The sequence below is a fragment of the Zooshikella ganghwensis DSM 15267 genome (assembly GCF_000428585.1).
GTDB classification, from domain to species: domain Bacteria; phylum Pseudomonadota; class Gammaproteobacteria; order Pseudomonadales; family Zooshikellaceae; genus Zooshikella; species Zooshikella ganghwensis.
In genome coordinates this window covers 1-21,376 of the sequence record NZ_AUAF01000036.1, presented here as the reverse complement: position 1 = coordinate 21,376, position 21,376 = coordinate 1, and the positions used below count along the sequence as shown (strand labels likewise).

14 protein-coding genes are annotated in these 21,376 nt (G+C 39.8%); 8 read left to right on the top strand and 6 right to left on the bottom strand.

Translation table 11 applies throughout. The annotated features are described in order from the left end of the window. Positions 1-29 precede the first annotated feature (29 nt). Entirely contained in the window at positions 30-1,916 is a 1,887-nt protein-coding gene (locus tag F607_RS0110325; RefSeq protein ID WP_051311275.1) for a GspE/PulE family protein, read from the top strand. Between the two features lie 43 nt (positions 1,917-1,959). Next, complete coding sequence (locus F607_RS0110320) at positions 1,960-2,796, top strand: HDOD domain-containing protein (RefSeq protein ID WP_027708037.1); 837 nt, start codon at positions 1,960-1,962, stop codon at positions 2,794-2,796. A gap of 89 nt (positions 2,797-2,885) precedes the next feature. On the opposite strand, the gene F607_RS0110315 is transcribed toward F607_RS0110320, so the two are convergent. Further along, positions 2,886-3,173 (bottom strand): hypothetical protein, encoded by a 288-nt coding sequence (locus F607_RS0110315; protein ID WP_027708036.1) that lies wholly within the window; start codon positions 3,171-3,173, stop codon positions 2,886-2,888. Between the two features lie 497 nt (positions 3,174-3,670). Here F607_RS0110315 and F607_RS0110305 point away from each other — a divergent pair, with 497 nt between their 5' ends. Genes F607_RS0110305 through mgtE form a run of 3 tightly spaced genes read left to right on the top strand, consistent with a single transcriptional unit; the run spans position 3,671 to position 6,699 of the window. Then, positions 3,671-4,537 (top strand): mechanosensitive ion channel family protein, encoded by an 867-nt coding sequence (locus F607_RS0110305; RefSeq protein ID WP_027708035.1) that lies wholly within the window; start codon positions 3,671-3,673, stop codon positions 4,535-4,537. Further along, a complete protein-coding gene (locus tag F607_RS0110300) occupies positions 4,527-5,381 on the top strand; it encodes a magnesium transporter MgtE N-terminal domain-containing protein (RefSeq protein WP_027708034.1) in 855 nt (284 codons plus the stop codon). The genes F607_RS0110305 and F607_RS0110300 overlap by 11 nt, the downstream gene beginning before the upstream one ends. Then, positions 5,368-6,699 (top strand): magnesium transporter, encoded by a 1,332-nt coding sequence (gene mgtE / locus F607_RS0110295; RefSeq protein ID WP_038290924.1) that lies wholly within the window; start codon positions 5,368-5,370, stop codon positions 6,697-6,699. The genes F607_RS0110300 and mgtE overlap by 14 nt, the downstream gene beginning before the upstream one ends. Positions 6,700-6,898: 199 nt before the next feature. Here the strand turns inward: mgtE and F607_RS0110290 are convergent, their stop codons facing one another. The 3 genes from F607_RS0110290 to F607_RS29075 all read right to left on the bottom strand — a co-directional run bounded on the left by F607_RS0110290 (position 6,899) and on the right by F607_RS29075 (position 12,164). Continuing rightward, on the bottom strand, positions 6,899-7,732 hold the full coding sequence (locus tag F607_RS0110290) for an SGNH/GDSL hydrolase family protein (protein WP_027708032.1): 834 nt from the start codon (positions 7,730-7,732) through the stop codon (positions 6,899-6,901). Positions 7,733-8,032: 300 nt separating this feature from the next. Continuing rightward, complete coding sequence (locus tag F607_RS0110280; RefSeq protein ID WP_027708031.1) at positions 8,033-11,134, bottom strand: efflux RND transporter permease subunit; 3,102 nt, start codon at positions 11,132-11,134, stop codon at positions 8,033-8,035. A 7-nt stretch (positions 11,135-11,141) separates the two neighbouring features. Further along, entirely contained in the window at positions 11,142-12,164 is a 1,023-nt protein-coding gene (locus F607_RS29075; RefSeq protein WP_051311273.1) for an efflux RND transporter periplasmic adaptor subunit, read from the bottom strand. 297 nt (positions 12,165-12,461) lie between these two features. On the opposite strand from F607_RS29075, the gene F607_RS0110270 reads away from it, so the two are divergent. The 3 genes from F607_RS0110270 to F607_RS0110260 all read left to right on the top strand — a co-directional run bounded on the left by F607_RS0110270 (position 12,462) and on the right by F607_RS0110260 (position 18,220). Continuing rightward, entirely contained in the window at positions 12,462-13,991 is a 1,530-nt protein-coding gene (locus F607_RS0110270; protein ID WP_027708030.1) for an alkaline phosphatase family protein, read from the top strand. Between the two features lie 308 nt (positions 13,992-14,299). Further along, positions 14,300-15,073 carry a tail fiber domain-containing protein gene (locus F607_RS32745; protein ID WP_051311271.1) on the top strand — a complete coding sequence of 258 codons (774 nt, stop codon included), beginning with the start codon at positions 14,300-14,302 and terminating at the stop codon, positions 15,071-15,073. A 537-nt stretch (positions 15,074-15,610) separates the two neighbouring features. Next, positions 15,611-18,220, top strand: a complete 2,610-nt coding sequence (locus tag F607_RS0110260) for a YopT-type cysteine protease domain-containing protein (protein WP_084611191.1) — start codon at positions 15,611-15,613, stop codon at positions 18,218-18,220. A 355-nt stretch (positions 18,221-18,575) separates the two neighbouring features. Here the strand turns inward: F607_RS0110260 and F607_RS0110255 are convergent, their stop codons facing one another. Together F607_RS0110255 and F607_RS0110250 are read right to left on the bottom strand one after the other, a co-directional pair. Next, positions 18,576-19,367, bottom strand: coding sequence for a substrate-binding periplasmic protein (locus F607_RS0110255; RefSeq protein WP_027708028.1), 792 nt, complete (start codon positions 19,365-19,367; stop codon positions 18,576-18,578). Further along, the gene (locus F607_RS0110250) at positions 19,364-20,974 is read right to left on the bottom strand and encodes a methyl-accepting chemotaxis protein (RefSeq protein WP_027708027.1); all 1,611 of its coding nucleotides are present in this window, start codon (positions 20,972-20,974) and stop codon (positions 19,364-19,366) included. Before F607_RS0110250 ends, F607_RS0110255 begins: the two co-directional genes overlap by 4 nt. Positions 20,975-21,376: the final 402 nt, after the last annotated feature.

The following is a 21,376-nucleotide window of genomic DNA, read 5'->3' as shown; positions in this document are numbered from 1 at the left end:
ATTGCAAGTGGCGAATAAGAGTCAATGGAATGAATCTGGACACGGGCACGACCATTAGCCAGCTACTTATTAAAGCGGGACTGATTAATGAAAAACAGTTTCTGCATGCAAACCGTGTTCGCAGTAAACTTGCAGAGCATAAAACGCTATTAAATATCATGCTGTCTTTAGAGTACTTTACTGAAGAGCAGCTTAATAATGCATTACGCCAAATGAACCTAGAAGTTCGACTCGGCGATTTATTAGTTGAACTGGGTGATATAACGTCAATACAACTGGAAAATGCCTTACGTATTCAGAAAAGCCTGAGCGTTCGCAAAAAACTTGGCAAAATTCTGATTGAACAGCATTACATAAAAGAAAAACGTCTTATTCAAGTGCTTTCCTCTCAACTTGGATTTCATTACCTTGATCCAGATTTTAATAAAATTGATAAATCACTGCTTAATGATATTCCCCCTAAACTCTGTGAAGATTATAAATTCATACCCATAAAATCAGATAAAAACATTGTATTTATTGCCTGCTTAGACCCCCGTGATAAAAAAATGCTACATGTTGTTAGCAGTAACTTTCATTGTAAAGTCATGCCTGTCATCTGTTGTCAGGAAGCATTAACAGAAGCAATTAATAAGTTTAACTATTACAAGAAAATAAACACAGGTAATACTAAAGAACTATCAGAAGAAAAAATTATCATTAATCAAGTAGAAGAGATATTGTATTCTGCCATACAGCTGGATGCCAGTGATATTCATATCGAAACATTACACGATAAGGTCAGGGTTAGGTTTCGGCGAGATGGCGTATTATTTCCCTTCAAGCAATTTGATAAAGCAAAAGGCCCATGCCTGATAGGGCGCCTTAAAGTGCTTAGCCAAGCAGATATCGCTGAACGCCGGCGTCACCAAGATGGTAAGTTTGAGTTTAAAGATCCTTCAAGTGGTGCAGTGATCGATATCCGTTGTTCGTTTTATATTTCAATTTATGGTGAAAAGGTTTGTTTAAGAATACTTAAACGAAAAGCGCTTTTTCTAAATATCAACGAAACAACGATGGCACCTGCCGTTTTAGAAAGATTCAAGCAGGATGCACTTGATATACCAACGGGTGTCGTCTTAATAACAGGCCCAACTGGGTCAGGAAAAACGACCACATTATACAGTTGTGTAGATTACTTGAATAATAATGAAGTCAGCATCATTACTGCCGAAGAGCCGGTAGAATATGTGATTGATGGTATTACACAGTGCTCTCTCAACCCGAAGATTGGTTTAACTTTCGAAGAAACACTGAGACACATGGTACGGCAAGATCCTGATGTCATTGTGTTAGGTGAAATCAGAGACAATCTCTCTGCAGAAGCGGCTATTCAAGCGGCACTAACAGGTCATAAGGTTCTCACCACATTTCACACAGAAGATACCATCGGTGGTTTATTAAGACTCATGAACATGAATATAGAGTCTTTTCTTATTAGCTCAACCATTATTTCTGTATTAGCACAACGTTTATTAAGGCGAGTTTGTTTACAGTGTGCTCAACCCTATCAGCCAAAACCCCTCGAACTGTTACGATTCAACTTACAGTCCAGCGATCTTCAAAATGAAAATTTTCAAATAGGTAAAGGCTGTGAACAATGTGCTTATACAGGTTATCACGGTCGAATTGGCGTTTATGAATTACTGGTACTCAATGAGCGAGTAAAAGATGCCATACTCTCCAATCGCCCTTCATTTGAAATACGACGAATTAGTATTGAGACATCGGGATTAATTACATTACAAGAAGATGGTATTGACAAAGCCTCGCTTGGCTTGACTACACTATTAGAGGTTCAAAGAATGTTGCCTCATGTAGAAAAACCTCGTCCTTTACAGGAAATAAAACGTCTAGGACGAAGCTACCTATTGTGAATAGTTTTTTGTGAAAGTTATTTTATAAGGATATTAGTTTAACATGGCGGGCTTTCAATCTATACCTGAAGAAATTGAAAAACGCGCAAGAGATCAACATTTCAAACTGCCTGTTTTTAATCGAGTTGCCATTAAACTACAAAAAACCATCGCCAGTAATAGCAACATGGCACAGGTAGAAAAGCTCATTTTAAAGGACCCCGCGCTGGCCAGTGAAGTGTTACGTGTTGCTAATTCAGCAATGTTTTCTGGTTTAACCAAGTTAGAAAGCATACAGCAAGCTTTAGTCCGACTTGGTACTGAGCAAGTTTTAAACATTGTTATGGTTACCTCGCAAAAACAAATATTTAAAGCCAAACATCCCATCTTAAATAAAATCATGCTGAAGTTATGGCAAAATGCATCCGCTTCTGCAGGTGGGTCCCAGTGGGTAGCTATAAAATCAGGTTATAAAAAAATAAAAGACCAGGCCTTTCTGATTGGTTTACTCCATGATCTTGGCAGCTTAGTGATACTCAAAGTGCTCGACGAAATTTTTCAAGAAAATGACGCTATTCAGTTAACTGAGTCTGTTATTATAGAGCTTATTAATACCTTACACACTCAATACGGCTCACAAGTAATGGAGTCTTGGGAGTTACCCCCTCTATTTTGTCAAATAAGCCGTGATCATCATCAAGAACACTTTGACCAAAAAAATATTTTACTCATTATCACTAGGCTGGTTGATTATGCCTGCGCTAAAGCAGGTGTCGGAGTAAACACCCAACCTGAGTTAGTTTTGGCGGCTCTGCCAGAAGTAAAGCTGCTCGGTATCAAAGATGTTTATTTAGCAGAGTTAGAAATCCAGTTGGAGGATTTTGTCGAAGCATTTAGCTAACCTCGGGCTATAGAAAAAAATAGCCAAAAGTAGAAAGCCTGTATATGCTTATTCGGCGTATACTATCTAACAATGACTTTTACAGTTTTTTAAGTCACTGGTGTCTCTACAGCTAAGGCTTTTGTACCAGGAATAAAGCTGAGTGTTTTTGTTTTACAGACTTCTCTAGGCTTAATAACAAGTAGTTTATCATGCTCTGGATCAGGTAAGTATTTCTTAATCATTTCAAATATTTTAACTTGTGAACCAGGGAGCTGGACAAACCACATAAATGGCATTTTTTTTTTTGCACCTAGTTTTTGTAAAACTTCATCCATAGAACAGTAATCATCTAGCTCTCCCTCATGTAACTCATAAGCAATGTAGTAGATGGCCATCTAATTATCTCCTTACAAAGCATATAGCCCCTTCGCTGTGGGTATATATACTACAAGAATAGCTTATGTTTCTATCTAAAACTAAGTTTCCTTTTTTTAACATTTACGTTTTACCTGCTTTACTTAACAAGGAACCAGGCTCTATACCCAAAACGAAGGGTTTTTAGGGGCGGCCGTCAAGCGATGAAGCCCCTGGGCAAGTTTACTACTGTGAAACTTGCGGTAGCCACTTTAATTGATATAACAGCGCTGTTGGGCGGTTATATTAATAAGTGACTGGGGTGAAGAGCGCTGACAACAAACCCTACTAATGTGTCGGGAACACATTAGAACAGCTTCGCTGGCTCGTTAGGGTGAGCGCTATGGATAGCGCACATAAAAATGATTCGTGAAGGGTATATGCTTAACCTTGTTAATTAATACTGGTAATATTTTCTACTTAGCAGCTTTTTTGTGAAGCGCCATTTTCTTTTAAGCATAATGGGCAAGGATTTAGAATGGAATCGTCACCTTGGCTTTCTTCGTTATTTATTACGCCTGAGTTTCTCACTCAAGTGAGTCAATCCATTGTACGCTTTTTTAGTGCATTACTATTGCTTATTTTTGGCTGGTTTATTGCGCGATTTTTAAAAGACGTTTGTGGTCGTTTAATTGACAATGCCAATCGTTTATTACATCGCCTGTCAGGATCAGGGTCCACTTATATCCAACAGTTACAACCTGTAAGTAGTCGTTTTTTCCCTTTATTAATGTACTGGATCACTATCATAATTTTTATTGGGCTGGCTACCAACGTCTTAGGTATAGCCATTTTTACTAAATGGATAGACGGCTTTTTAGTGTACCTGCCCACATTGCTGGCAGGCATTATCATTATTATTGGTGGGTTTATTTTTGGAGAAATGGCTAGAGAACTTGCCACCAGTGCGGCACTTGCTGCCAGCCTCAGACACAGTGACTTGTTGGGGCGCATAGCCCAAGTAATGTTAGCTGGTAGTGCTATTTTAATTGGTGCAAGCCAAGTAGGTATTGATGTTTCTTTTGTGGTCAATATAGCCACCGTTGTACTAGCGGCTATCTTAGGTGCTTTTGCATTAGGGTTTGGCTTGGCCACCCCAAAACATGTCAGTAATTTTATTAGTGCCCGATATGTCCACCGACATTACCAAACAGGTGAAGTCATTCAAATTGGTTCACATGAAGGAAAAATTCTAGAAATTACACCTCATGCCGTCGTGCTCGAAACCACTTCAGGAGAGCTACATATACCTGCAAAGTTTTTTACTGAAGAACCTTGCCTAAAATGTGTGGTGGCCGACCAAGTACCTGAAAGTGATAGTGAGGAACCCGCTAATGCAAAGTAAACAGCAGCTGGCATTAACCTATCTTGAACATGAACCTTCTGCCGCCGCTAAAATCTTAGAATCCATAACCGAAACGGCTGTGGCTGAATTACTCGCTATTGCACCTATATCTACAGCAGCCCAGGTCTTTGAGCAATTAAGCACAGGTAAAGGGATTGCTTGCCTAGACGCCATGGGTCAGCAAACCGCCGCACACCTACTTACACAGTTATCTGCCACGAATGCAGCAACCCTTCTTAAAGGGCTGTCACAAACAAAAAGGAAAGTAATCTTACACCAGGTTCCAACATTAAAAGCTCAGGCAATCCAAATCCTGCTGGCTTACCCTGCAAACGTCGTGGGTGCCTGGATGAATCCAGAAGTCTTGACTTTACGAAACACCCATACTGTGGCAGATGCTCTACAACAGTTAAAGTCCTTTCAAGGCAATATACCTCATCGGTTATTTATCCTTGAGCGTAGACGATACTTAGTGGGGGTTATTTCAGCAACAGATATTATGGGTTACCCAGAAAGCAGGTTATTAAGTGATTGTATGGCTACCAAACCGGCTGCATTACAATCTCGATTGCAGCTCACCCTTGCCCAGCAACATGCTGACTGGGGACATTCTATCGTAATGCCTGTCGTCAATAGGCACAATGAATTTATTGGCGTGCTCAATTACAGCACGTTAAATACAGCGATAGAACAATTGAAAAATATGCCTGACAAAACCATCAAAGTATCCCAAATGGATAATAGTTTAGGGTTATTGATCAGTGATAGTGTCACCGGCGTGTGGCAAGCACTTCGTGATGCCTGGAACCTTAGCAATAGGGAAGAGAAAAATGGTCGACGTTAGCCAGACTTCAGATACACCAATTGACAATATCGCTATAACCTGTCTAAGCCAGCGCTTTCTACAAGATTACCCCAGAGAAGCTGCTAATGTATTAGAATCCTATACGCCAGAAGAAGCTGCACAATTGCTCAGTGAATTACCTGCTTCCTCCCTTATTCGCATATGGAGTTTCTTTCCACCTCATTATGCTGATCAAATGCTGCCTTTACTTAATGACAGTGCCCAAAAAAACCTGCTATTAGCAATGGACTCTCCTGACTGTGCACAAACACTTAACCGACTATCTCATGAAGATAAAAAACGCTGTCTTGATAACTTACCTGAAGATTATGCTAACGACTTAAAAAACTTATTAGCTTATCCAGAGAGAACCGCAGGACAAATGATGGATCCACGTGTCATCCGCTTACTTCCAGAAAGCACTGCTGATGATGCGCTTAAGCTACTACGTCAGCAAAAACATAAACCGATCAGAAAGGTCTTTGTTGTTGATAATACACAACAGTTACTAGGTATAGTGGATATTACCGCATTAGCGTTAAGTGCGGGAAGAGAATCCGTTCAACAATTAGCGTTGTCTCCTAGAGCTCTTATTTCACCCTTTGATTCTCTTGATGAGGTTGCTGAGCAGCTGACTCAATTTAAACTAGAAACTCTGCCTGTGGTTGATATCAATGGCAAACTTTTAGGTGCCATTCAACATCCCTCATTATTACGTACCTTGCAAGATAACTCCTTGACAGACATACAAGCAATGGTTGGGGTCAGTAGAGATGAGCGTGCATTATCAAAAGCTTTTTTTGCTATTAAAAAAAGGCTGCCATGGATGGAAATCAACCTCGTCACTGCCTTTGTAGCCGCTGCTGTTGTTGCTATTTTTGAAGACACTATTGCAAAATTTACTGCACTCGCTGTGTTGCTCCCTGTCGTAGCAGGCCAATCAGGCAACGCCGGCGCTCAGGCTCAAGCAGTAACAATTCGAGGCTTGGCCTTGAAAGAAATCACTGTTAGAAATTGGTCAAGGGTTTTATTTAAAGAAATTAATATTGGCGTGATAAACGGTATTGTCATTGCCTTAACGACAGCAATAGGTGTGTACTTTTGGAGCAGTAGCATGGGACTATCGTTAGTGATTGCTATCGCAATGGTTATTTCAATGGTAATGGCTGGTATGTCAGGCGCTATTGTACCCATAGTACTCACCAAGCTAGGCCTAGATCCAGCTCAATCCTCTTCCATTATTCTAACAACAATTACTGATATTGCAGGCTTTATGTCATTCCTTGGCATTGCCACCATACTGTCCTCGTTATTATAAACAAGGCATTATCTTCGCAGGGCAATTGCATATAATTCGCTTTTGCCCAAAGTCTATATAACACCCGTCGGAAATCCTATCCTCAAGGCTTGTTTGCCGCGTCCAAGCGGCAAACAGTTCGACATATGTTACCCATCTTTTTCTTCTTACAGGCCATACATCAAAATACCATTAGTATTTACGCCTAAAGGAGCTAACTTCATATTAGCTGAAATAGATAATCAGCAATGTATTTATGGGTTTCAGTCATATAATGCCAGTGATCAAACCAAAACCATCCATTTTCTTTTGGATAGTATTTTGTATCTCGCCATGGAGTCGTCGTATTCTCGAACTTTTTAGCAATTTCTGTTAAAGCAACGTTGGCGTCAAACAGTAAAATATTTGTCAATTTTTGATGACTATTAAGTTGGTTAACGGTGTTTTTAATGAGATGATTAAATTTAATATACTGTTCAGTGGCTGTATCTTTTTTATCTTTATAATATTCATACCATTCATACTGCTTATCTGTATAACCCGGTGAAACCACTGTAGTGTTTAAGTTCCACACGATTATTTTTTTGATCCCTTTTACTGATAATTGCTTTAAAGCGTTTTCAACATTAGCTGACACTTGTTCTGGAGTGATTTTCTTATCTGGATCATGTAGATCATTAGTACCAATTTGAACTATAGCGAGAGTTTTATTTAAAGGTGTTGTTGGACTATAGTTTTTAACTTGCCACAATAGCCCAGACCAGTCACTGGCATTTGTATTATAGTTTCCCCTGCCAGACGTAGCACCACTCCAGGCTCTAACATCAAGGGTTTTAACTGTCATTAGCCCAGCAAGATATTCTGGCCATACCTTACCATTAGAGTTTCGTAAAAAACCGTTCCCATCATCAATACCGTTATCAGAAAGGCTATCACCAAATACAACTAAATGCTGATAGTTTTCTGCCTTGGATATAATTGGCACCAAAATAAATAAAGCAAAGAATAATAAGACAGAAATAACACGTTTCTTGGTTTCAAGTAATAACTGCATTTCTTACTCCTAATATAACACTACTTTAGACACCCCCATTAAAACACTAAAGGTATACCCATAGCCAAGAGTTTTTAGCGGGGCTAGTCTGATTTGTTAAGATTAATGATTGCAGCCAATTTTTTTTATTAGGTATGAATCAATTTACCGTAAGCATTTTTTGTGCAACCAAGGAAGCTGCAACCATTGAACAAAGTTAACCGAAGATTTTATGAGTTACTGGTATGCTGAAATAGCGCATTTAAAAGCAAATCAACAAGAACAAAGCTCACTCGATGAGACTGGCACAGAAGCTAAAACCTAAATATTGTCATTTTCCGACAGTTTAAGCTCTTTTTCTAAGCGGTGAGCGACTTCCTCAGGTGAGCCAGTGTATCTTGCCAGCAAATTATACGCCACAGGCACTATAAACAACGTGAAAAAAGTCGCTACCATAATACCAAAAAACAAGGTAATACCAATAACCTGACGTGTTTCAGCACCCGCGCCAAAGGAAATAATCAATGGAATAGCCCCCGCCGTTGTAGTAATACTGGTCATCATGATAGGGCGAAGCCGTACTTGGGCTGCGTGAATGATGGCCTCTTTCACCGTAGCACCTTTGTCTCGTAACTGATTAGCAAACTCCACCATAAGAATGCCATTTTTAGCCGCCAGTCCAATTAACATAACCAGTGCTACCTGGCTATACAGATTAAGGGTATTGCCAGTGATCCATAACCCAAGCAGACCTCCGGCAATGGCTAAAGGCACAGTCAGTGTAATAATAAATGGGTCAATATAGCTTTCAAACTGCGCGGCAAGCACTAAAAACATCACCAAAATACCCAGTCCAAAAGTAAAATAGCTAGCACCACTCGATTTTTGGTAATCCTGAGATTGGCCCTTATAGTCAATGATTACTGTGTCTGGTAAATGTTCACGCACTAAACGTTCGAGGTAGGAGAGGGCATCGCCTAATAACAAATGATCCTCTAAATTAGCATCAATAGTAATGGCACGCGTTCGATTAAAACGATTAAGCGTTTTAGAGCCCGCATATTCTTCTAAAAGCACTAAATTCGACAATGGAATGAGTTCATTGGAACGTTCTGACCTAACATAGATATTCGTTAAATCATTTGGCGTATTTTGTTGATCACGTTTACCCTCAACCAGCACATCATATTCTTCACCTTCTTCGATATAACTTGTCACTTTTCGCGAAGCCAGCATCGTTTCCAACGTGCGCCCAATGTTTTGAATAGAAACACCTAATTCCGCAGCTCGCTGATAATCAATACGCACAAAAACCTGAGGGCTGGTTTCTTTAAAGTCACTGTCAATGCCAATAAGGCCGGGGTTGTTCTTGGCAATTTCCTCAAATAATATATCTCGCCATTTGACCAGTTCATCATAGGTAGCCCCTCCCAGAACAAACTGAATGGGTTTACCGGTTCGACTTCGAATACCTTGACGCATAATCGGATAAATCGTCACCCCCGCAAGATCAGCTGTTGTTTTCCGTACCTCCGCCATAATCTGCCAAGCTGAACGGCGCTGTGCCCAATCAGCTAACACAATAATCACAAACCCTGAGTTAAAGCTGTCTCTAGGTGTACGAACCAGTAATCGTTGTACTTCTCCATTTTCTACTAAAGGTAACAAGCGTCGTTCAATTTCATCCATATATTCTTTCATATACGCGTAAGTAGCACCTTCAGGGCCATTCACTAATAGAAAAAAAGCACCTCTATCTTCTTTCGGTACATATTCTGTGGGTATGTGCTTTGTTAAAAAAAACGACATGCCCACAATACTTAAAAAAAGCATCATCACAATGTATGGCTTATTAATACAGATTACCAATCCACGCTGATAATGATGCTTAACCCGACTAAAAAAGTGATCGACTGATTTAACCAATCTACCGGTATTGTGTACTGGTTTTAATATTTTTGATGCTAATACTGGAGAAAGCGTAAGTGCAACTAAACTGGAAAAAACCACTGCTGCACTAATTGTTAATGCAAATTCAGAAAATAATCGCCCAATATCACCTTTTAACACGGAAATTGGAGCAAATACCGCTAATAATACAAGGGTTGTCGCAATCACTGCAAACCCTACCTGTCGTGTGCCTTTAAACGCAGCAACCAATGCAGTTTCATTATGTGAATCCATTCGTCGCTGAATATTTTCCAATACCACAATAGCATCATCCACTACTAACCCTATTGCCAATACAAGGGCGAGTAACGTCAGTAAATTAACGGTAAAACCCATAGCCATTAGAATAATAAATGTAGCAATTAATGAAATGGGTACCGTAACTGCGGGAATAAGTGTGGCGCGTATGCTGCCTAAAAATAAATACATGGTTAAAACAACCAACCCCATTGCAATCGCCAGCGTCTTGTATACTTCTAAAATAGCTGCCTCGATAAAAACAGATGAATCATAACTGTTGTGAATATACATCCCCTCTGGCAACCTTTTATTAAGCTGTGTTGCTTTTTGGGTAGCGGCTCGGGCAACATCAATTGTATTCGCGGTAGATTGTTTAGTGATGCCAATACCGACCATATTTTCACCGTTGCCACGAAATGACGTGCGATAATCAATGGTACCTTTTTCCACAGTAGCCACATCTCCCAAACGCACCAAATAGCCATCAGGTCCTCGGGCCACAACCAACTGCTTAAAATCATCAGGAGTCAAAAAAGCACGCTTTAAACGTACTGTAAACTCTTGATTTATTGACTCGATATTACCAGCAGGTAATTCAACATTTTCTGCGCGTAATGCCTGCTCTACATCACTTACCGTTAAGTCGTGAGCTGCAAGCTGAGTTCTATCAAGCCAAACCCGCATGCCAACACTTTGTCCTCCTCCCACACGTACACGTCCAACGCCTTTTATAATTGAAAACCGGTCAATTAAATAACGTTCAGCATAATCCGTCAGTGCAGGCACAGAAAGACGGTCACTGGTTAGATTAAGCCACATAATGACATCTTCATTGGAATCGACTTTTTCAATATCTGGCAATTCGGCCTCCGGTGGGAGGTCATCCAAAATACGGGATACTCGGTCCCGGACATCATTCGCAGCAGCATCAATATTTCTGTTTAAGTTAAATTCGATATTTATTTGTGATCGACCATCACTGCTATTTGATTCAATGAAATTAATCCCTTCTAATCCTGCAATTCTGTCTTCTATTAACTGAGTAATACGGGTTTCTACAATATCTGCAGCCGCGCCAGGATAACGAGTATCAACGGACACGATGGGGGGGTCAATATCTGGATATTCTCGAAGTGGCAAGCGCTCAAAGGCAATAATACCAAATGCCACTAACAGTAAAGAAATCACTGATGCAAAGACCGGTCGCTTGATACTGATATCAGAAAGGAGCATGGCAGCTTTACTCTCGTTTAATAATTGAAATGGCACTGCCATCATTCAGACGCATTATTCCATGGGTCACCACCCATTCCCCTGGAGCCAATCCTGACTCCACGACAATAGCACCGGAAGTACGCGCACCAGTCACCAGCTTGCGTTTCTCTACCACAGAAGGTTGTTCCGAAGTTTTTACAACAAATGCATACCGGTTAAACCCTTCCTGCACTAAAGCCTCTTCAGGTAACATTAATTGTTGCTGCATAGGGCCACTTAAGCGCACCGTCATTAGCATTCCAGGTTTTAACTGTCGTGTATCATTTGGGAGCAAAGCACGAACAATAATTGAACGAGTGACTGGATTAATTCGTGAATCAACACTGACTATTTTTCCATTGTAATTTTTTTCAAGCAGACTTCTTGACCTAGCCTGGACCAGCAACCCCGGCCGCAAAATATCTAAAAATAAAGCAGGTACAGCAATATCAAGCTTCATCACTCGGTCATCATCGAGAGTCGTTATGGGGTCACCCGGTTCAACAAGCGAACCCACACTGATATTGCGTAAACCAACAACCCCAGAAAAAGGTGCAATGATAAGCCGATCGGCCAGACGAGACTGGGTAGCTTGCAACTTTGCTTGAGCTGTTTCATAAACCACACGTCGTTGATCTAACAACGATTTCGATACTAGGTTTGACTTCACCAGAGCCTGTACACGCTTAAATTGACGCTCAGCCTCATCAAGTGTAAAACGCGCTTCTTCTAATAATGCGTGTTCTTCTGCACTGGTCATTTCCACTAAAATGTCACCGGCTTTCACTCGCTGGCCATCATTAAAGTGAATAGCGGTAATGGTTTCTGTTACGGCAGATGAAAGGACCACTGCTTCATTGGCCCGTAACGTACCCAATGCTTCAATCTGCTCAGCAAAAGGTTCAAGTTTGACGTTAGTAATAAAAACAGGAATCGTTTTTGGGGCAGCGTATACCAGTAGTGGCAGCCAGGTTAGCAAAATACTATTAACCCAAACGCTAAAACGCATCGTTTGACATCCTTAGCAAAGGTCTGATTGCATTCTAAAAAATAATCCATTACTTTTATAAGTTAGTGAATGAAAACGATAACACCAACAATTTTATGTAATGTCACGATGTAAAATGGTTTTAATGCATCGGTTATCTAGCCGTTATATATAAACTTATCAACGTTATTCTTTTATTTTATACATGGCTCATTCAACGCAAAACTCTTTTAATTAATACCGTCAAGTAACTGTCGTTTAATTGTTACATTCCCTTCTTATGCTGGCTGCGTTTTTAGCCAAAAAGAAGGAAAAAAAATGTCTGACCGTCTAACTTCACTATGGTGTGCCGCATTAGCCGGTACACTCATCAGTACTCTTGTCACCACAGCCCACGCCAAACCGCTTGAGTCGCCAGATATGTGGTATCTTCAAGGCCAACAAAGTCTGCGTGAAGCTATTAAGCTCAAGCCTAATACCCGTCGCGCAAAAAATATTATTTTATTTGTGGGTGATGGGATGGGGGTCAGCACAGTAACTGCTGGCCGTATTTTTGATGGACAAAGTAAGGGTCAACCAGGTGAAGAAAATCAGTTGAGCTTTGAAAAGCTCCCTTACGTTGGTCTTGCAAAAACCTATAATACCAACCAGCAAACCCCTGATTCTGCTGGAACAATGACGGCAATGATGACCGGTGTAAAAACCCGTGCTGGTTACATATCCGTTGACCAGATTCCTGACCGAGGTGATTGCACTCCTGCTCAAGGCCATCACTTAAAAACATTGTTAGAGCACGCAGAGCAAGTAGGTATGGCTACAGGTGTCGTCACAACAGCACGCTTAACCCATGCGACCCCAGCCGCAACATATGCCCATGTTACAGAGCGTGGCTGGGAAAGTGATGATGAAATGCCTTCAAAAGCACGTCGTCAGGGCTGTAAAGACATTGCCCAACAACTGTTGGCGTTTCCCTATGGCGATGGTTTAGAGGTTGCGTTTGGTGGTGGTTGGCGACACTTTATTCCAGAAGGCGAACGTGATTTGCTCAATCACAGTCTCCGTGGACAACGTGAAGATGGTCGTAACCTGATTACTGAATGGCTAGAACGCTACCCACGAAAAGGTGCTTTTGTCTGGAATAAAGACCAACTCTCACAACTCGATGATACTAAACAGCATGTGTTAGGTTTATTTAATCGTAGCCATATGTCATTTCATATTGATCAAGAGGGCAGTGATCCACAAGGTGAGCCAACCTTGAAAATGATGACACAAAAAGCATTAACGATTTTACGTAAACGGCCACAAGGCTTTTTCCTTATGGTAGAAAATGGCCGTATTGATCACGGGCATCATGCGGGTAATGCATATCGTGCCTTACATGAAACCCAAGCTTTTGCTGACGCCATTCAAGCTACACTGTCAATGGTGGACTTAAAAGATACCTTAGTTATCGTCACTGCAGATCACAGTCATGTGTTCACCATGGCAGGCTATCCAACACGTGGTAATCCAATTTTAGGGAAAGTTCGTGGTAATGACAGCAAAGGCCAACCTAAAAATAAAAACACCTTGGCCGATGACGACTTGCCTTACACTACACTCGGTTATATGAATGGACCTGGCGCAGCCGGTGATCGTAGTCGTGATGATTTAACATCCGTTGACACAACACATAACCACTTTCAACAACAAGCGCTTATTCCAACCTCTTCTGAAACCCACAGTGGTGAGGATGTTACCATTTATGCCGGAGGCCCCTGGGCCCACCTGATTCATGGTACACATGAGCAAAACTATATTTTTCATGTCATGCACCATGCTGCCCAGTTGAACCAAACGCGCTAATCATTTATATGACCGTTCAGCCAGGCAATTTGCCTGGCTTTTAAATAAAGTTTATACGACAGTTAGATTCTATTACCCATTGAAACAAAGCATTATATAAATACACACAATGCATAGCATAACAGCAATATACAAACACTGATGCAGATCAGGATAATAATAGAAACATGTTGGCCAAAATCAAATAAGGATAACAACAGTGAAAAAAGCTCGTTGGCAGTTTAGTTCTCTCATTATTTGTATTACCTGTTTATGCAACAGACTCTGCAGATGAAAAATGTAATCATATCGTTGATCTAGATAAGCAAATGCAATGTCTTGCTGATTATCTGGATTCTTTACCACGCCCTCGCTTTAGCGATCGTGCCTTAAAGCAAAACGAAGTCGTTGTCAAAGATGCTTTGAGCCAAATAACTCAATTAAATGGTAAATATTTTGAGTGGAAATCAAATAACCGCAAAGATATTGGCGTTATCGCTCAAGAAGTTGAAACGGTTTTCCCAGAACTCGTGACTACTGATAACAAAACACAGTTTAAACAAGTTAACTATGCAGGCCTGATAGGCGTTCTCATTGAAGTGGTTAAAGAGCTTAAAACAATAACTTGGTCTGAGCTATTAAAGCGCCACAATTACTTGGTTAAACAAAAGAAGACATCACCAATGAGAAAAACCATTTTAACAACTGCATTTTTAATGATTTCATCAGTAGCAGTTGCAGGCTCTCCTCTAATGAGCAGCCATCTCACAGGAGAAGCATACACAGAGTGTCTTATTAAACCCAACTTTTTAAGGTTTAGCGACCGTAGGCTAAAACAAAATGAGACTGCTATTGACGATGCCTTACGTAAAGTAACGCTACTTAATGGCAAATACTTTGAGTGGAAATATGATAATCGTAAGGATATCGGCGTCATCGCTCAGGAAATTGAAACAGTATTTCCCGAGCTGGTGACTACCGATAAAAAAACACAGTTTAAACAAGTTAACTATGCTGGACTGACTGGTGTTCTTATTGAGGCAGTTAAAGAGTTAAAAAAGGACAATGATCAGCTAAAACATCAATTAGGTTTATATTATTAACTTAAACACTGAACACCAACACTTTAACAATACACTTGTTGTACCTACAATATACACTTCGCTGTGAGTATAGTATTGTTAAAGTGGCTCAACCCCAATTAAGCCAACATGCACACTGCCTTTTGGGTAAGACATTTGTAAATCCGTAGACTTATCCTCTCTTCAATACATTAAAAATAACTAATACAACCAGCAAGAACTTGAATACTTCACATTTAGTAAGAGAAATAATTAAAAGTATATTCACCAAACTTAAATCTCATAGAATAAAAACATATAATATACCACCAAAAACCTGATAAAGAGAAAAATTAAAAATATTTAATTTTTAATACTTAATAAAAAACTGTAGCATTTATTTTCGATTTATATCTCTAAATAATCACCCAAAGAGATAGCTTTAAATAGAATCCGTCAACTATTTCAAAAACTTCAACATACAATCGAGCAAGCACAGCAATTCACTTTAACTATGAAATGAGTCCGTAATCTCAATAAAAAAGAGAAATACAGATTCACTTTATTGGGGATATTGTTATGAAACGCAAATTACTCACACCGTATTTATTCATTCCGCTAAGCTGTTATATAGCTATGAGTCATGCAGATATCACATCTTGCCCGATATCTGGAACACCTTACTCAGATACAGCTATCAAAATCAACCTCGATAAGTCAAACTTAATCAAGCTGCTAAAAACACATAATTTACATAATGCTCGTCAAGTCAGAGAAGTCATCGTTAATGACAAACTGGGAAAATTACTAAGTGATGGTTCTTATCTATTACCGATAGGTTCAGACACTAAGCAAATACTTACTCAGCTGGAAACCACTGATACTAAGACACGAGTTGCAAATGGTATTGTTGGCAGCGGCAGCCCAGCTCACCTTGTAAATGAATTCGATAGGATTATTAAGCAATACTGGTTAAAGCAGCTGAGTAATAAAAAGTGCATCAATGATAGTGAAATTAGTGTCCTAGAGAAGACTGAAAAAGAACAAGTCCACATAAAAATAATTGAACAAAGACTAGCAGGCTGGGTTGATTGGTCAAAAAAATCGAGTATCTTTACCCCTAAGCAAGCACTTGATGCCGTTAAAGTTCGCTATGGTGTATCTCCTTTACCACAGAGCTTCTATGATCAATTAACCACCGCACCAGAACCTTTTACTGCTTCACTTTCTCGTTTAAGTAAAGCACAGCAAGAATCGATCAATGAGGCTGCAATATTATTTTTCAAGTCATTATTTGACTATAACCGCGAACTGAATGCACCAGATCTACTGCCTTTAACAGATATTCGCAGCAAGTTTATCAAAGCCCTCATGCATTATCATGGCTATTTCACAATCAACCATGAAGTTGATACAACCTGGGAAGAGTTAGGCAACCCTTTAGATATTTATGTGACATCTGTTTTCTCAGTGGCACGTCAGATGTATAAGGAAGACTTTGGTGAAGAAAAAGCAAAAAAAGTCGACTTAATCGGAAAAGAGCGAAGTTTTTTAGAGGCAGCACTTGATGATCCCTATCTACCCAGTAGAGTAAGAGAGAGGTTTACAAAGAGTCTTGAGTCAACCCCAAAAGATCAGTATACGTTTTTGGCACATTATTTTAATGAAAAGGCAAAAAACTGGCGCCCCAAATTCGATAAAGAAGGAAATATTATCAGTAAGCCTCATCCGTATGCGCGTATCGCTGCCTTTATGGAGGATAAGGTTACACAGATACTGGATAATATAAATAACAACAAGTATACATTCATTCTGAGTTTACCTGACGGCCAACAGCTCCTGGATAATTTAAAAAAAGAGCTCACCACACTCAAGGAACACTTTCAACTATCTCCTTTAAATGAGGAGGCTTATATTCGATTTGGTGCTCTAATTTTACAAGCAAGCAAAACCAAAAACCACGACGAAATCAAGCGTATTATCAACGATGCTCACGATCTATTTCGGGTCTCAGATATTAAAAACCCAGAAGTACGTGAGTTTTTCAGTGCAAAAGCACAAGCTGATGAGTTGGAGCTCAATATATTTTCGTTGGGAATTTATCAAGTGATAAAAGACTCAATCGCTCTTTCACGAGAAAAGCCTTTTATTTCGCACTGGCACAATGAACTTAAAAAAAGGGGACGTGATACTTATTTACCAGATTATTACCTTGAGCAAGAAGATGCAGCCATTCTGCTAGATGTCACTGAAGTTGCTATTAATGCCTTGACACTGTTTATACCTTTTGGTGGTGAAGACGCTGAAGTCAGTGAAGATATCGAATTACAAACCTTCAATGCTATTGCTGATGAAAGCGCTTCGAGAGGCGTCAGTGAAGAACTTGAAACCAGTTTTATAGAAACAGAAGTTCCACTTAGCGGTCAAATAAAAAATAAATCTTTTGATGCATTCAGTTTTATTTATAAGATAATCGATAGAGATTTTAATAAAACTATAGCAGAAGTCAGACCGAGTAATGTTTCTCGATTCCATCAAAGTCAAGTACTCCTTCGTTGGTACTTCGATCTTAAAAAACTCGGCTTATCTGATCTAACGGATGGAGTTTGTAACGGTTTATCCATTAACTGGGCCTTTGAAGAACTCCAGGGTGAAAATGGCACCGCGGCACTCAAGTGGCTTGAAAAGCTTGCCGAAAGCAATAAAGCTATAAAAAATGGTACTGCCATTGAACGACAAGTTAGATTCAACACAATAAACCATATAAAAGAATTTCAAGAGTTACAGGAAGCATACAAGAACTACCCGGGTTTAGAAATTGGAAAAGTTGCTCAGGAAAATGGTATTATTTTGAATGGGTTCGACAAGGAGTTACCCGCTGAAATGCTAAATGAGTTAAAACAAGGAGGCGACAAAGCTATTGTTTTCTCTTCACCAAACCATGTTATGGGATTAAGTAAAATCGGCAATAAATTTCGTTTTTTTGAGCCTAATTATGGTACTGCATCCTTCAACAACCACAGCGACCTTGTATCATTTACAGAGAAATACTTACATAGAGCAAGAAAATCTTTAAACTTATTTAAAGCCGGCAATGCAGGAAAAGTAGAATACTGGACTTTTGAAAAGGATGCTTACAGCACCCAGAAAACAATCTACAGTCAATTTATGGAAAAATTAAATTTTTAAACTTATAACCCAAGGCAATCGCATATAGTTTTCCTTTAAAACACCTTTACCCAAAGGTCTGTATAATACGCCGTGAATCCTTCCCTAGAGGCTCCTTATATCCTAATGGTTGCCTCTTCCTTGCGGCATACGGCATGCGGCATGCGGCAAACAATTTGGTGGGCATAGAGACCAAGGATGGTCTTCTGCTGTGCGAGGAACAAAAGAACTCTAGTATTACAGTCTGGTTTGCCATTACTGAAACAGATACTCACATAATCACACAAAAATGGTGAGTGTAGTGATATTAAGAAGGATATTTGAAGTGATTTAATATATGCAAAATAAATAAGGACGCATTGGGCTAGTAACCCAACTAACAGTCAGCACAATATTTCGATTTTATTTTTTGCAAATACCCCTTAGCTGAAAGCTCTTGTAAGTGACGATTAAACAATGTAACCAGTTCAGCAGGCACTGTTTTACGAGAAAACATAACATGAATATCACTTTCATAAAGGGGCAGGGGATAACGTATTGCTCTTTTACTATTATCCTTATTTAAAAAATTATACCCAACAAAATAGGTCTCCGCTAAAAATCCATTGATACGTCCTTGCAGTAACAAAGGATAAAGTTGTTTGTCTCGAGCAACAATCACCAGCTGTTCTCTAAAAGCTCTTGACTTTAAAAGCTGTTCGTATTCCTCTCCATAGTAATATCCCCGCGTGACACCAAGTATAAAGGGTAGGTAAACTATTTCGCCCAAAGTTTTAAACGTATAATTATTTTTCTCTTCGGCACGAATATACAGTGCCATCTTTTCTTTACGATAGGGTTGTGAAAAATAGCTGGAATCCATTCGTTCAGCTGTTTTTGATGCACCGAGTAGAATATCAACAGAACCTGTTTGTATATCAATCAATAACCGTTGCCAAGGACGCTCCGCAAACGACAGCTCACACTGTGTCCAAGCGAATATAGCTTGTAAAATATCCAGATCTAAACCGGTATAAGTTCCTTGCTCATTCTGAAACTGAAAGGGCTCCCAATGTTCCCAGCCCACGATTAATGGAACCTCACAGAGTTTTTTTGCGTCCCCCGCAGTTCCTTTTTCAGAAAAAACGCAAATAATCAGGATAATTAAAGCAAGACTGACTTCTTTCACTTGTAATGGACTAGCATATTTGCAAAATTATCAGAAATATCTTTCATCATATCGCTTTGCTTCAGTGATTGTTGAACATTATCAGAAACTTCACTACTTAATTTAGCAATACTATTTATACTTCGATTCATTTCATCAAAGACTGCGGTTTGCTCTTCTGCCGCTGCTGCAATTTGAGAGTTCATATCATCTATTTCTTGAATGCGCTCTATGATGCTGGTTAGTGTACTCGCAGCAACCTCGGCACGTTCTACACTTTGGTCTGCACTTGTCTTATTAGCACTCATTAAATTAACCACATCAGTCACACTACTTTTTAAGCTGGCGATCATATCCTGAATTTCTTTTGTCGAGGTTTGAGTTCGCTGTGCCAATGTACGAACTTCATCCGCAACCACTGCAAACCCCCGACCTTGTTCACCTGCTCGCGCCGCTTCAATAGCCGCATTTAACGCTAACAGGTTAGTTTGCTCTGAAATGTCTTGTATTTGCCCCACAAACCCCTCTATTTTAGCCATATCACTGTCAACTTCTGCTACAGCGTCTACAGCTTTTTGCACATCGGTGGCAAGGGTACTAATAGCCGTCATATTACTTTGCACAGCCTGCCCACCTTCTTCAGCAACTTTACGCGCCTGGTTAGATGATTCAGAAGTACTATGCGCGTTACGGGCCACTTCTTGCGAAGAGGCAACCATTTCATTCATAGCAGCCGCTAACTGGTCAAGTTCTGAATTCTGCTGGTTAAATGCAATATCTGACCGCTCAGCAGTATGTAAAATAGATTGCGCTTCCTCTTGTAAGGTAGAGGTGGTTTTTTTTAAAGAGTCGACTAAACTTCGAACCGCGCCTATCATTGCCTGGAAAGAGCGAGTCATGCTCGCAACTTCATCATTTCCTTCAGCCTGCAAGTTTTGCTGTAGGTTACCTTCAACAGCCTGTTCTAAACTTTGTTCAACCGCTTTAATACGGCTGGTGATGTGCCTGGTTAAACGCCAGCTTACTATAATACCAATAATGATTAGCACCAAACTAACTGAGAGCCGTTGCATTGTTGAAGCAAAAAACTCATTTTCAACATCATCCACATAGCTACCTGTACCTATTACCCATCCCCAGGGTTTATATAGCCGTGCATAAGACATTTTAGGAAAGACTTCATCTTTTGAAAAACCAGGCTTTTGCCAATAGTAAAAGAATGCTCCTCCACCTGCTTTTGCTACCTTCGTTGCCTCTCGGATAGGGTATACGCCGTCAGGTCCCTTCAGGTTAGTCATGTCTTTCCCCACTTTATCTGGCAACATGGGGTGCGCTAAAAACTTATTATTTAAATCATTGATCCAAAAATAATTACCGTCATTAAAACGAATCTCGTTAATTGTTTCCAACGCCATTGATTGAGCTTTTTCTGCCCCCAGAGTACCTTGCTGGGAGTAATAATACTTTAGAGTAGAATGAATCACTTCAGTGAGTGCTGCTGCCTCATGTTGGCGTTGCGAAAAAAGTTTGTCGCGCTCTTGGTAGCCTGCAACAATATCTTTAATGACTAGTAATACCAATAAAAAAGCCACTAATAAGCCAATTTTTTTACCCAGACTTAGGGTCATGACTACACCTCACCCGCACATTGTCAAGACGCTTTTCCCTAAGTGTATCAGTGTTTTACTGATATAATTCTTCAAAAACACATAATCTATTTATAGCGAAATAACTACCATCGATCTGTAGCATTTTAGCGATGCAATGATAAGAGTTTCATAACTCATCGTTACTGTATTAATACTCAAGAAAAATTAGGGCCTGTTAACACTATTTGAATCACCACTGCCGTAAACTATTTTTTCGCCTAGCAAGCCTTTTTAAGGGTGAATTGATATACGGGCACCTCTAAAAATTCTTATTGATGTATAATACATAGCAGCTGAGTAATAAGAAACGAGTGCTAGCAAAATGGTGCAACCAGGTTTTTTTGATCTGAAAGATCGTTATAACAAGCTGAATGAGCGTGA